Below are 13,251 nucleotides of genomic sequence, written 5' to 3' on the forward strand. Positions count from 1 at the left end.
TCAAGATGACCTTCCTGTTCACTGAACAGCTCACCTGATTAATGGCTACCGGTACCCGATCCTGAAGTGCTTCGAGGGTCAAGTATCTGCCCAATAAAGAGGATTCTTCCTGTTTCTTCATCAATCAAAAAATAAAGAAATGGTCGATTAAATTGGACGGATTTTCTATCATGTCCTCCTCTTCCAAACGATCTCGTTGTACCGGTGCGTGTGACAGCTGCGGCTCGGGTCCCAGCTTCATTAACCTCAATTGCGCAATGTTGACGAACAAAATTAATAGAAGCAGCTCGAGGATCGGATAATAGCATATCTCCTAATTCGAGGGGGCTGGTTCCTCTAAAGACGACGCCTGTAAAAACAGGACGTAGAGGTGTTTCTCTTAAATAATTGCTCAACTCCATGTCCGAATCAACTTTAAAGGGTGGAAGTCCAATAGAGATTTTTGAACATGATGGACATGATTCTTCGGAGTTTAATGATGAAAATAAAGTCATTATTATTTCTGCTGATATCTCATGGGGCATTATCCCTTCGGGAGGTAAAACTAAAACCATTTCATGGGTTCCCCGGTAAGGAACTTTGACTGCTTGCCAATGTTCGTGACTTGTGTATTGGGAGGAACTGATTTCACCCTGCAACCATTTGTCCAAAATGACTTTGTTGACGACGCCGGGTAAAGTAAATAAACCTATCATTCCGACTTGAAAAGAGTCTCTCCAAAGCGCATTGAAGTAAATAGAACTTATGAGTCCCAAGGTGGTATCTGCCGACCATTCTCTGGGGCTGCAAAATTTTGGAATCATGCCATGGGTTAATTTGCTAAATAGTTCGTTGAGCTCATCAGCAAGGCTTTCTAAAGATTTACCGTCGTCGAACCTGATTTTTTCACGAACATCGAGGTTTACTTCTTTAACTCTCCCACGATAAGCTTCCTTAATTTCAAGTTCTTCGGACAAGAGCACAGTGTTCGAGACGAAGTAGTCGTCCTGTGCAGAAGATGTTGTGGTTGCTTCTGCAGGGGATGGCTCAGAATAGTTATCTCCCATGTAGCTTTGAAGCAATCGCCTGGTTTCTCCAGAAGCCCCCATGAGTAATGGTACCAGCGATCGAAAAAGGCCATCAGGGGAGAAAAGAAAATTTTCAGGAGTTTCTTTTGCTTTTGCTGCCTGACTAAATACACTTATGGCAAGCTCCAGATCCCGCTTGGACTCAGCCGCTCGTGTACCAGGATCTGAATCAGGGTTTTCTGGTGTTACTGATTGGTAAGGCATCGTGTCACCCTGAAGCTCGTCGCCAGAAACTTCTTCATGAAATACCGGGTAGGGTGAAGATTTTCCAGGATTTTCGTTGTTGCCGAAGTGGTCATAGGGCGCAGCCCAGAGTTGTGAGGGTAGCAACAGGAAATAAAGCAAACTGACTAAGAGCAAAATGCGCCTGTGCTGCAAGGCTATATCGGGAGATTTCATTACTTGAGCCATGTTGGCACCTCGTAACTTCTCAATTTCAGGGATTGTCACAAGATGACCTTCCTATTCACCGGACAGTTGCCCTGAGGAGTGGGGAATGGAACCCGTAGTACAATATAGGATGGTTTTTTGGTGAGTGCCTGAAAAATTAAACCTGCTCAAGGGTCGAGGGAATTGACGCTGTAAAAATTAAAGATTTAATGTCTATCGATGGCTATTTACCCAAAAATCTCTGAGAACACTATTCCATCTGGCTTGCAAAGAAAGGGTGAGGGGGAGTCGTGAGGCTCCCCATGTCAATTATTGGGACCCGAACCTGAAGAGTCTTCTTTCAAGTCCGGGGATCAAGTATCTGTCCAATGAAGATGATTTTTTTTGTTATTTTATTACGCAATATATAAATGAATGGTCGTGTAAAGTTAATGGGCTTCGGAAAACTCATACCCGTTGATGTAAAAAAACCGACGTGTGTTACAGCTGCGGCTTCGGTTCCTTGTTCATCAACTTCCATGACGCTGTGCTGATTAAACATATTAATAAAAACAGGTGCTGGATTGGATAGCATAGATCCTAAGCTGAGTGTGCCTGTAAAAAGAGAGTGTAAAGTTGTTTGAGCTAATGTATTTATCAATTTAGTGTCCGAGTCAACACTAAAAGTCGGGAGTCCAAGACCAAGAGGAACTGATGAGCTTGAAAATAATAGCTCTTTGGAGTCTAATGATGAGAATAGTGCCATTATTATTTCTGGCGATACCTCGTGGGGCATTATCCCTTCCGGGGGTAAAACCAAAATCATTTCATGATCTCCCTGGTAGGGGACGGCAGCTGCCCTCCAATCATTATATTCAGCCTCCTGGTCAGCATTAATTGTTCCATCCATAAACCCGTCTAAAACAACTCTTTGATTATCGGGTAAAGTAAATGTTGATCCTCCAATTCGTTTCCTGAAAAACGTTTCCCAGAGGCCTTTGAAGTAAACAGAATTTATGAGTGCCATGGAAGTATTGGAATGCCAATCATTGTCCTGGCAAAATTCTCGAACCAATCCATGGGTTAATTGGCAAAATAGATCGTTGAGTTCTTGAGCAAGGCTTTGTAATGATGCACGGTCGGAGAAGTTGACGTTATCTCGAATATCGGCGTTTATTTGTTCAAGCTTTTTTTTATAAGTTTCCTGAAGAGTATGCCTATTGGAGACAAGCAGGCAATTGGCAATACAGTATTGGTCCTGTCCAGAGGCTGTCGCGCCTGATGCTGTGGCACCGGATGGCTCAGAATAATCCTCTCCCAGACACTTTTGAAGCAATTGCCGGGTTTCATCAGTGGCCCCCATCAGTAACAGTGACAGTGTCTGAAAAATGCCATCAGGGGACAGGACCAGATTTTCAGGAGTTGCCTGTGCTGCACGCCTGAATATATCTATGGCAAGACCCAGAGTCCCGTGTGATTCATCTGCCTGTGCACCGGGATTTAAATCATGACCCTCGTCAGCAGAATCAGAACCGTCTTTTGTTCGACATAAATAGCAGGGTTCAGATTCTTTAAATAAGTCATCACTGTACTTACGACCGCACTTTATACAGTTCACTGCCAGAAGTTGTGAGGGTATGAACAGGAAGCAGAACAAACAGGATAACACTGAAACGGACCTGTACTGCCTGGCTATATTGGAAGCCTTGCCTGGTGAAGCCATGTATGTACCTTGTCGTCTTAATCTTCGGTTAGGAATATCGTCCCTATCTTATGAACCGCTACCCTGCAGAATGGTCAACCTAGTGTTAAATCAGGCACTCAATATAGGATGGTTTCCTGGTTGGCGCCAAAAAAACAAATCAGTATGAAGATTAAAATCTTTCTAAGCCACATTCTTCTTCGTTTGCAACAAAGGGTGGGGGGTCGTGAGGCTCCCCCAACCCCGATTACTGGGTACCCGATCCTGAAGTACCTGCTCCTGATTTCCGGGGATCAAGTATTTGCCCGATGAAGATGATTTTTTTGTTATTTTATTACGCAATATATAAATAAATGGCCGTGTAAATTCAATGGGCTTAGGGCTATTCATACTAAATCCTCTCGAACAACCGATGTGTGTTACAGCAGCAGCTTCGGTTCCTTGTTCGTTAACTTCTATGGCGCTGTGTTGATTAAACACATTAATTAAAACAGGTACAGGCTCCGATAGCATGGTTCCTAAGCTGAGTGTATTTGTAAAAAGAGAATGTAAAGTTGTTTGAGTTAATGCCTTTATCGAAAGCCAGACCCTATCGGAATATTTGCTCAGTAAAACCACGTTTGTACCTTGTTGACTTAATTTTAGGGTTGGTCTCAAATCAGAGTGTGTTGAATTTATACAAAATCAGCGAGGGAGCCAAGAGGATCTCCTGATCCCGATTAACGGGTTCAGGATCATGAAGTGTCTCTGAGATAAAATATCCGCCCAATATAGATGATTATTTTTGTCATTCTATTACGCAAGATATAAATAAAGGGTCGATCAAATTGGATTGGTCGTATTGTATCTCCCTCGTGTGTTCTCTCAAAATCAGTGTGCGTTAAGGTTGCGTCCGGGGCTGCCTGGTCACTATACATATTCATACGAGCAGGCATCGTTGGTATAGCTCCTGAACTCAGATCACTGGTAACAACTGAAAGTAAACCTGAACCTGAACGACTTAAAGCTTCGCTCAAGTGAGTGCTTGTATCAACGCGAGAGGGTGGAAGTCCGTGAGTTGTCGTTGAAATGGATTTTTCGGAGTCTAATGACGATAATAATGCCTTTATTATTTCTGAACTTAGTCCATAAAGCACTATTCCTGCCGGTGGTATAATCAATACCATTTCTTCATTTCCCCAGTTGGGGTAGGGAAAGGAAAATGCCTCCCAATCATTGTGATGGGCGTATTGGGAAGGTCTGATTTCTTCATCCACAATTCTACGCAAAGTGGCGGCCTGGTCGTTAGGTAATGAGGTAAATAAACCTGCTGCATTTTGGGTCCCAAAAGACCTTTCACGCAGCCCTATGAAGTAATAAGCACTTATGAGTTCTGTGGACCAGGATCGGGGCCAGACGTTGGAGTTGCAGAAACGTTGAATTATACCGCTGGTTAACTGGCAAAATAGACTGTTGAGCAACAGGGCTAAGTTTTTTATAGGCCCACGGTTGGTGAAGTTGACATTACTACGAGCATGGCGGTTTGCTTCTTCAAGTCTCTCTCTGTAAATTGCCAGAGGATCAGGCTGACTGGCTGCGAGCCAGTCAGTCATATTCCGGTTTTTCTCCTGTCCGGATTCTGTAGCGCGTGATGATGCTGCACCGGTTGGCTCAGAAGAATACTCTCCCACATAAATTTGACGCAATTGCTCGGCCGCACCGTCAGCACCCACATGTAGCAGCAACATTGCCACTGTCTGAAAAAGGCCATCGGGGGAAATGACAAAATCTCCATGAATATTTGCGGCAACATGGCCAAGTACATTGATGGCATAATCAAGATTTCTCTGGGATCCATTCACTTGCGCACCAGGATCTGAATCAGGGTTTACTCCTGTCGCCCCCTGGGGAGGTGCTGTGTCATGTTGAGGGGGCTGACTCTCAGCTTCTCTATTACATGACGCTGTTGGGCAAAATTTAAAGTCTTCCTGATCGTAATTGAAGCCGCATTGCTCACAAGTCACAGCCAGAAGTTGCGAAGGCAATAAGAATATGTGGAGTAAACAGACCAATACCAGGTCGACTCTGTAATGGCAGTCTGGATCGGAAGATTTTCTGAGTAAAACCACGCTTGTACCATGCTGCCTGAAGTTTTAGGGTGAGCTGGAATAACCTTCCTGTTTTTTTATGGAACGTTATTTTGCCGAACACTCAATCGAGTGTGAAATCCATAGTCCAATATAGGGTGGTTTTCTGATCAGCGTCCAGATAAAAACTAAAACAATTTGAAGGACATAGAGTGTCGACGTCGTATAAAGCAAATGTCCATTGTCTTTTGATTGCTTATATCCCTCATTAAATCTTTGGAAGTCCCATTGACCTTCGCTTGCGAGGAAATCAGCGAGGGATTTATGAGGCTCTCCTGATCCCGGTCAGCGGGTTCACAATCATGAGGCGTCTCTGGGATAAAATAACCGACCAATGTAGATGATTCTTTTTGTTATTCTATTACGCAAGATATAAATAAAGGGCAGATCGAACCGGATTGGTTGTATTGTATCTCTCTCATGGTTTCTGTCAGAATCAGCGTGTGTTAAAGCTGCGCCCCGGGTTCCCTGTTCACTAAACATATTCGAACGAACTGTCAGATCTGGCATAGCTCCTGAGCCCAGATCACTGCTAGCAATAGAAAGTAAACCTGAACCCGATCGACTTAGAGCTTCACTCAAGTCAGTGTTTTTATCAACTTCAGAGGGTGGGAATTCGGTAGTTGTCGTTGAACTGGATGAAAAGGGTTCCTTGGAGTCGAACGAGGATACCAAGGCCGATATTATGTTACACTTTAGCCCATAAAGAAACACCCCTGCCGGTGGTAAAACCAAAATTATTTCATTGTCTTCCCGGAAGGGAAAGTTAAATGCTTTCCAATTATTGTGACGTGCGTATTGAGAAGGATTGGTTTTTCCTTCGATAATTCTTTTTAAAGCGTCTGCTTGATCATTGGGTAAGTTAAATAAATAGGCACTATCGGTCCCAAAAGACTTTCTCCACATCCCTCTGAAGTATAAATAGCATGCGTGTTCTATGGAGAAAGATAACTGAAAGGAGTAAGCATCGGGAGTGCAATAATCTTGAACAATACCATGGGTTAATTGGCAAAATAGTCTGTTAAGCAGTTGGCCAAGGGTTTGGGTTTGTCCGCGATTGGTGCAGTCGACATTACCAGGAGTATTGTCGACTTGTTTAAGTCTTTCTCTATAAACTGCCAAAGCCTCAGGTTGACTGGCTGCGAGCATGATAATCGAAGAAGGGTCTTTGTTCTTTCCACCGGCTGTTGCGCCTGCACCGGATGGCTCATAATCATAGCCTGGCCAATAAATTCGACGCAATTGCTCGTCCGTACTGTTGGTACCCGCTTGTAACAGTAACAGCGTCATTGTCTGCAAAAGGCTGTCAGGGGACATGACAAAATCTTTAAGGATATTTGCTGATGCCTGGTAAAATACCTTCATTGCAAAATCAAAATTTCCCTGGGATCCATCCACTTGTGCAACAGGATTTGAATCAGGGTTAACTGGTGTTGCCCTTTCAGGAGGTGCTGTGTCATGTTGAGGGGGCTCACTCTCAGCTTCTATGTTACACGACGGTGTTTGGCAGGATGAAAGGGTTTCATCATCGTAATCCAGACCGCAATTTCCACAAGTCACAGCCAGAAGGTGTGAGGCTGGCAACGATAAATAGAATAAGCAGAGCAATACCAGAAGGATCCTGTAATGGCAGACTGAATTGAAAAAATGACTGAGCAAAACCACGTCTGTACCTTCTTACCTTGGTTTAAGGTTTTTTACTTGCCATAACCTCTCTGTCTACCGAACCCTTGCCCTATGGATGCGATCAACTGAATACGAAATCTGAAATTCAATATAGGATAGTTTCCTGGTTGTATCCCATCCAGAATTCAATCCACTCGTCGGGTAATTACATAGCCATTGGATTTGACGGTCAGTTTAATAAGTTGCCTCGTCAGCAAAATCTGTGGGGCATTTCTGGTTCGGGCAGCTTGCCCAGTACATCCGCCTTTCACCACCCCTATCAGGAATACATGGACTCGTAAAAGAAAGACTCGATTAAAAAGACACCCAAATTAAAAAGACACCCATAAATTTGCTTTACCATCCACCTGGTCTACTTTTTCACCCATCACTGATTTTTTACCCAAACAGGTGAGTCCATGGCTCAGGCCCGCAATACTCTGATTGACCCCGGCTCAACGCCTTATTACCACTGCATGGCAAGATGTGTTCGTCAGGCTTACCTCTGTGGAGAGAACCACCTGACTGGCAAGAACTACGAGCATCGCCGTCAGTGGGTGGTGGATAAACTCCGGGAACTGGTTTCAGTCTTTGCTATCGAAGTCTGTGCTTACGCTATCATGTCGAATCATTATCATGTGGTTTTGCACATCAATCAGTCATCTGCCAGAGGCTGGTCACGGAATCAAGTGCTTCACCGTTGGACGACCTTGTTCAGAGGTCCGCTTTTGGTGCAAAGGCATCTGGCCGCTGACAAACTGGGCAGCGCTGAGTTGTCCCGTATTGATGAATATGCTGAGGAATACCGGCGTCGTTTAACGGATATCAGCTGGTTTATGCGCTGCCTGAATGAATATCTTGCTCGTGAGGCCAACAAAGAAGACGAATGTAAAGGACGCTTCTGGGAAGGTCGCTTTAAAAGCCAGGCATTACTGGACGAAGCAGCGTTACTGACCTGTATGACCTATGTTGACTTGAATCCGATTCGGGCTGGTAAGGTAGAAACACCGGAAGAATCAGACTACACGTCGATTCAGGAACGCGTGGAGCAGGTTACACACTCTGAGACTAAAAATCAGCCGCTGACCCTGAAACCTTTTTGTTTGCAGGGCCAGAATACGGATGTTGCCCTTCCATACCTTCTTCACGACTATCTGGAACTGGTTGACTGGAGTGGCCGCATTGTCAGGACAGACAAGAAAGGTTCCATCCCGTCGTGTACCCCTCCTATTCTTGAAAGATTGGAAATTGATCCGGATGAGTGGCTGAAAACCATGCAATGGAATAATCGTTTTTATCGGGCAGTTGGCCGTCTGGAGGCGATGAAGGCTTATGCACTTGAAGCCGGACAGAAGTGGCTTCGAGGTTTAAACGCCTGCAGTCGTTTGTACCTGACAGGTTAGCGTAGAAATCAGTTAAGACGTCAAAGACCCTCTCTTTATCTCTCTTCGACTTATGTCGGAATGAATTTGCATTGTCTGAATTATGGCTTGAACAGCCTCTGTTCGTTGGGTGGCGCTGTGTGGCTCGTTGATACGCTACTTGAAGATAGATTTTTCTGATCCTTTTTGGGAGTACAGATTTTTGAATGTCTTATTTTTTTATTTTTTCCCTTGAAGTGACATTTTTTATGGGTGTCTTATTTTTTTCTGACGAGGCCTTTTTTTTATGGGTGTCTTATTTTTGTTGCTCTCGAACCAGAAATGCCCCACAGATTTTGCTGACGAGGCCTTTTTTTTATGGGTGTCTTATTTTTGTTTTATGGGTGTCTTATTTTTTTTTGCTGACGAGGCCTTTTTTTTATGGGTGTCTTATTTTTGATTTTTATTTTTATTTTTATTTTTTTATTTGTTGTTTTTTTTGTTTTTTTGTTTTTCTTGAAGAGCTTGTCCCTGAGTCCGGTGGAAAGAAGTATCTGCCAATGAGGTTGATTCTTTTTGTTATTTTATTACGCAATATATAAAGAAAGGGTCGATCAAATCGGATTGATTGTATTCTATCTCCTTCACGGTTTCTGTTAGAATCAGTATTGGTTAGAGCTGCGTCCGGGGCTTCTTGATTACTAAAGGCATTCATAGGAAACGACAGAGCTGGCATAGCGCCTGAACTCAGATCGGTGGTAACAACAGAAAGTAAACCTGAACCTGATGGACGTAAAGCTTCGCTCAAGTCAGTGTTCTTAGCAATTTTAGAGGGTGGAAGTCCGGGAGTCATCGTTAAGCTGGATGAAAAGGATTCGTCGGAGTCTAATGATGAAAATAATGCCGTTATTATTTTTGATGTGACTGCTCTTAGCATTGTTTCTGGCGGGGGTAAGACCAAAATTATTTCATCATCTCTCCGGTAGGGAAAGGTAACTGCTTCCCAATCATTGTGATGTGCGTACCGGGAAGGATTGATTTCTCCATTCATAATTCTGTCTACAACGGCTGCCTGACCATCGGGTAAGGTAAATAAAGCTGCATTTTCGGTCCCACGAGACCTTTCCAACAGCCCTGTGAAGTAAATCGAAGTCATGAGTTCCATGTATGTTGATAAGGACCAAGCGATGGGGCTGCATAAACGGTGCACCATACCATGGGTTAATTGGCAAAATAGTCCGTTGAGCTCTTGGGCCAGGCCATGCATAGGCGTGAGGCTCATCAAGTTGATTTTACCGCGAAAATCGTCGTGTATTTGTTTAAGTCTCTCTCTATAAACTGCCACAGCCTCAGGTTGACTGGCTGCGAGCAAGATAATCGAAGAAGGGTTTTTGTTCTGTTCATGGGCTGCTGCACCGGATGGCTTAGAATGATCCTCACTCAGACAATTTTGACGCCATTGCTCGATCGCACCGTCAGGACCCGCATTTAATACTAACAATGCCAGTGTCTGAAAAAGACTATCAGGGGATAATACAAAATTTTCAGGAATATTGGGGGCTGCACGGCTAAATACATTTACGGCAAACTCCAGATTTCTCAGCGATTCATCCACCTGTGCACCAGGACTTACTGGCGCTGCTGATTGGGAAGGCATTGTGCGATGCAGAAGATCTTCATTTTCAGCTTCTTCCCCACACATTGGGCAGAACGAGAAGTCTTTTCGATTGTAATTGAAGCCGCATTTGTGACAAGTCAAAGCCAGTAGTTGTAAGGGCAGCAACAGTAAACAGAGCAACACAAGAACGACAGTGTACTGGCAGGTTGAACCGGAAGGTTTAGCAATTAAAAACAAGTTTCACCTCACCTCTCTTAATTAAATTTTGCTGTCTTTTGATAAAGCTGAGAGAGAATCAACCGCAGCACTTTTTGTATTTTTTGCCACTGCCGCAGAGACAAGGGTCGTTTCTTCCAGGCAGTCTGGCAGGTATATCCGGATAAATAAAATACCAGTGACCCTGTTCCCTGATGAAGTCTGAGTGCTCATGGTGCGCTTCTTCCCTGCCGGTGGCGGGGTTCAGGAACCAGGCTTTGAATTCCACTTTTCCCCGGCTGTCAGCACTGCCGCCAGCTTCAGTGCTGACCACGTCCAGTCGGGTCCACCGGGTGGCGTCTGTCTCTCGGTGAATGTCGGCTTTATCCAAGCCATTGATCTGGCGCTGCCAGGTGGTGGCCAGCAGATAATCCGTGTTTTTAAGATAATAGGCTGAAAAGCGGGAACGCATCAGGGCTTCTGCGGTTGGAGCCGCTTGCCCCGAGTGGTAAGGGCCACAGCATGCTTTATAGGTTTGGCCTGAACCACAAGGGCAATGGTTGATAGAGGCGTCTGAATAAGGATGTTTGTGCTCAAGGCTGTTTTTAAGCTCAGGGCTGTTTTCAGTCATAGAATTCTTCGAGCAGGAGTGATGGGTTTTCGATAGAATATCATTTTACTTAAATTACAGGATCAGATACATGGGCTTTGGCAAAGCGGTGGTGGTTTTATTCTGGCTTTCAGCACTGTGGAATCTCTTTGTGCCCGTGGCAGAACCCATGGGGTCCGTATTGAATTGGGCTGCGCCCCTGTTGCTGCTGTTGCACACGGCAGAGCATTTCTTCTTCAGTCGCCGTTTTGCCGCTATGGGCGCGCCGCTGTCCATGAAAGATCGCTACATGATTCTGATCTTTGGCGGCTTTCACCTGATGAGTCTGATGAAAAAAATTCCAACCCAGCCGGTGGGTGATCAGCACAGTGCTTGAAGATTCACAGAAAAAAAAGATCCAGAAGGCTTACAGCACGTTTCTGGCCAGCAAAAAGCTGAAGGCCCGGCCCGGTCAGAAACAGATGATTGCAGAAGTCGCCCGTTCCCTGGGTGAGGTCAAGACCGACAGTGAAGGGCGCAGAACCTCGGATCCTTCCGTGATTGTCGTCGAGGCTGGTACCGGTACCGGTAAAACGGTGGGCTATGTTCTGCCTGCTGTGGTGATGGCGCAGGCTGCTGATAAAAGACTGGTAATCTCAACAGCCACTGTGACGCTGCAGGAGCAGATTATCGGCAAGGACCTGCCCGATATTATCCTGAAAACCGGACTTAAGTTCTCTTTTACCCTGGCCAAGGGTCGTGGGCGGTATGCTTGTCTTAGCAAGCTTGATCGGTTGTTGCAGGAAGAGCAGTCAACGGCCTCATTAATGGATATGTTTGCCGCAGAAGGTTTCACACTGGCGCAGGACGAGACTTCCCTGAAGCTCTATCAAACTATGTTGGAAGACTTTGCCGCTTCCAGTTGGGAGGGTGATCGCGACAGCTGGCCCGATGCATTGGAAGATCAACAATGGCGAATGATTACCACGGATCATTCCCAGTGCAGTGGCCGCCGCTGTGGCTATTTCAATCAGTGTCCTTTCTATAAAGCCCGGGCAGATCTTGAACAGGCCGATGTGGTGGTAACCAATCATGATCTGGTGCTGGCTGATCTGGCCCTGGGCGGTGGCGCTATTCTGCCTGATCCGAAAGATACCGTTTACGTCTTCGATGAGGGCCATCATCTGCCTGACAAGGCGATCGATCATTTCGCCTGTCATTCGAGAATAAAAGGAACGGCCAGCTGGCTGGAGAAAGCCAGTAAGTCTCTACAGAAAACCCTGTCCCAAAACGCCTTGCCCGGTGAGTTGGGTGAAAGACTCGAAAAACTCATGCCTGAGTTTGATGAACTGGTGAATGCCCTGGGTCACACCCATACTCTGTTACAGGGTGTTGCAACCTTTGAACCTCGAATTCAGGGTGATACGACGGTTGCTGTCTATCGCTTTGAGCAAGGGAAAATACCTGAAGCACTCCGTCAGCAGGCTGAAGTACTCAAAGCCGTTTTCAGTCGCTGCAGTGGTATGGTAGAAAAAATTACCAGGGAACTGGACGATGCCATGGACGGTGATGTCCCGGGTATTGACCGTTGGCAGGCCGAGCAACTGTATCCGGAAATGGGTGCAATGCAAATGCGTCTGGAAAACCAGTTTAAGCTCTGGTTGACCTACACCATGAAAGACCCTGAGGGTGAGCCACCCTGTGCCCGCTGGCTGAAGTGGAGTGAAGGGCCCTTTGGTGAGGAACTGGAGGTTTTCAGCAGCCCAATACTTTCTTCGGCAACACTCTGGCAGACGCTCTGGAATCCGGGTTATGCATCGATTGTTACGTCGGCCACACTCACCGCATTGGGCAACTTCAATCGTTTCCGTATGCGCTCAGGGGTTCCGTCTGAATCCCGTTGCGTTGTGGTTCCCAGCCCTTTTCAGCACAGTCTCGCTGCACAGCTGGTGGTACCGGGTATGTTGTCTGATCCTCGTCAGAGTGAAGAGCACACGGAAGAAATCGTTGAGAAGCTGCCCGATCTGATGACCAGACAAAAAGGTACATTGGTACTTTTTTCATCACGCAAGCAGATGAAAGATGTGCATTATGGTCTCGATGATGCCTGGCGCAAGAAGATCCTTTTGCAGGATGATTATTCCCGGGCGGAACTTCTGAAACTGCATCGCAAGCATATTGATGAAGGCAAAGACAGTATTCTCTTCGGTCTGGCCAGTCTGGCGGAAGGGATCGACCTGCCTGGTGAATATTGTGAGCATGTTATTATCGCCAAAATTCCTTTTGCGGTTCCCGATGATCCTGTGGAATCGGCGCTGTCAGAATGGCTTGAGGCTCAGGGTCGGAATCCGTTTATGGAAATAACGGTTCCTGATGCAGCCATCAAGCTGGTACAGGCCTGCGGTCGTTTGTTAAGAACAGAGCAGGATACCGGCCAGATCACCCTGCTGGATCGAAGAGTGGTCACAGCCAGGTATGGTCGTATGATTCTGGACTCTCTGCCGCCTTTCAGAAGAGCCATAGAGCATGCAGTTTTCTGAATCTTGCAGAGAGCGTTGA

The 13,251-nt window shown here is 45.7% G+C and carries 10 protein-coding genes; 3 read left to right on the plus strand and 7 right to left on the minus strand.

Features of this window, described 5'->3' with window-relative positions; translation table 11 throughout:
* Positions 1 to 38 precede the first annotated feature (38 nt).
* The 5 genes from ACO6VG_RS17635 to ACO6VG_RS17655 all read right to left on the minus strand — a co-directional run bounded on the left by ACO6VG_RS17635 (position 39) and on the right by ACO6VG_RS17655 (position 6,662).
* Positions 39 to 1,478 carry a serpin family protein gene (locus tag ACO6VG_RS17635; protein WP_422133504.1) on the minus strand — a complete coding sequence of 480 codons (1,440 nt, stop codon included), beginning with the start codon at positions 1,476 to 1,478 and terminating at the stop codon, positions 39 to 41.
* A 319-nt stretch (positions 1,479 to 1,797) separates the two neighbouring features.
* Positions 1,798 to 3,159, minus strand: coding sequence for a serpin family protein (locus ACO6VG_RS17640; protein ID WP_422474954.1), 1,362 nt, complete (start codon positions 3,157 to 3,159; stop codon positions 1,798 to 1,800).
* A gap of 162 nt (positions 3,160 to 3,321) precedes the next feature.
* Positions 3,322 to 3,756, minus strand: a complete 435-nt coding sequence (locus ACO6VG_RS17645; RefSeq protein ID WP_422133506.1) for a serpin family protein — start codon at positions 3,754 to 3,756, stop codon at positions 3,322 to 3,324.
* Between the two features lie 116 nt (positions 3,757 to 3,872).
* Positions 3,873 to 5,246: a serpin family protein gene (locus tag ACO6VG_RS17650; protein WP_422474957.1), complete on the minus strand. Its 1,374-nt coding sequence runs from the start codon at positions 5,244 to 5,246 to the stop codon at positions 3,873 to 3,875.
* 318 nt (positions 5,247 to 5,564) lie between these two features.
* Positions 5,565 to 6,662, minus strand: a complete 1,098-nt coding sequence (locus tag ACO6VG_RS17655; RefSeq protein WP_422409049.1) for a serpin family protein — start codon at positions 6,660 to 6,662, stop codon at positions 5,565 to 5,567.
* A gap of 686 nt (positions 6,663 to 7,348) precedes the next feature.
* On the opposite strand from ACO6VG_RS17655, the gene ACO6VG_RS17660 reads away from it, so the two are divergent.
* The gene (locus tag ACO6VG_RS17660) at positions 7,349 to 8,332 is read left to right on the plus strand and encodes a transposase (RefSeq protein ID WP_422133509.1); all 984 of its coding nucleotides are present in this window, start codon (positions 7,349 to 7,351) and stop codon (positions 8,330 to 8,332) included.
* Between the two features lie 433 nt (positions 8,333 to 8,765).
* On the opposite strand, the gene ACO6VG_RS17665 is transcribed toward ACO6VG_RS17660, so the two are convergent.
* On the minus strand, positions 8,766 to 10,145 hold the full coding sequence (locus ACO6VG_RS17665) for a serpin family protein (protein WP_422474960.1): 1,380 nt from the start codon (positions 10,143 to 10,145) through the stop codon (positions 8,766 to 8,768).
* A 58-nt stretch (positions 10,146 to 10,203) separates the two neighbouring features.
* Entirely contained in the window at positions 10,204 to 10,734 is a 531-nt protein-coding gene (locus ACO6VG_RS17670) for a YchJ family protein (protein WP_422137834.1), read from the minus strand.
* Positions 10,735 to 10,804: 70 nt separating this feature from the next.
* Between ACO6VG_RS17670 and ACO6VG_RS17675 the strand changes: the two genes are divergently transcribed.
* Together ACO6VG_RS17675 and dinG are read left to right on the plus strand one after the other, a co-directional pair.
* Positions 10,805 to 11,089, plus strand: coding sequence for a DUF1145 domain-containing protein (locus tag ACO6VG_RS17675; protein ID WP_422133512.1), 285 nt, complete (start codon positions 10,805 to 10,807; stop codon positions 11,087 to 11,089).
* Positions 11,082 to 13,232, plus strand: coding sequence for an ATP-dependent DNA helicase DinG (gene dinG / locus ACO6VG_RS17680; protein WP_422474962.1), 2,151 nt, complete (start codon positions 11,082 to 11,084; stop codon positions 13,230 to 13,232). The genes ACO6VG_RS17675 and dinG overlap by 8 nt, the downstream gene beginning before the upstream one ends.
* Positions 13,233 to 13,251 lie beyond the last annotated feature (19 nt).

The organism is Endozoicomonas sp. ALB032 (assembly GCF_049310125.1).
Classification (GTDB): Bacteria; Pseudomonadota; Gammaproteobacteria; order Pseudomonadales; family Endozoicomonadaceae; genus Endozoicomonas_A.

What these genes read in the sequence shown, in the direction of transcription:
- ACO6VG_RS17635 (WP_422133504.1), bottom strand. Translation starts at nt 1,478, where the DNA reads ATGGCTCAAGTAATGAAATCTCCCGATATAGCCTTGCAGCACAGGCGC.
- ACO6VG_RS17640 (WP_422474954.1), bottom strand. Translation starts at nt 3,159, where the DNA reads ATGGCTTCACCAGGCAAGGCTTCCAATATAGCCAGGCAGTACAGGTCC.
- ACO6VG_RS17660 (WP_422133509.1), top strand. Translation starts at nt 7,349, where the DNA reads ATGGCTCAGGCCCGCAATACTCTGATTGACCCCGGCTCAACGCCTTAT.
- ACO6VG_RS17670 (WP_422137834.1), bottom strand. Translation starts at nt 10,734, where the DNA reads ATGACTGAAAACAGCCCTGAGCTTAAAAACAGCCTTGAGCACAAACAT.
- ACO6VG_RS17675 (WP_422133512.1), top strand. Translation starts at nt 10,805, where the DNA reads ATGGGCTTTGGCAAAGCGGTGGTGGTTTTATTCTGGCTTTCAGCACTG.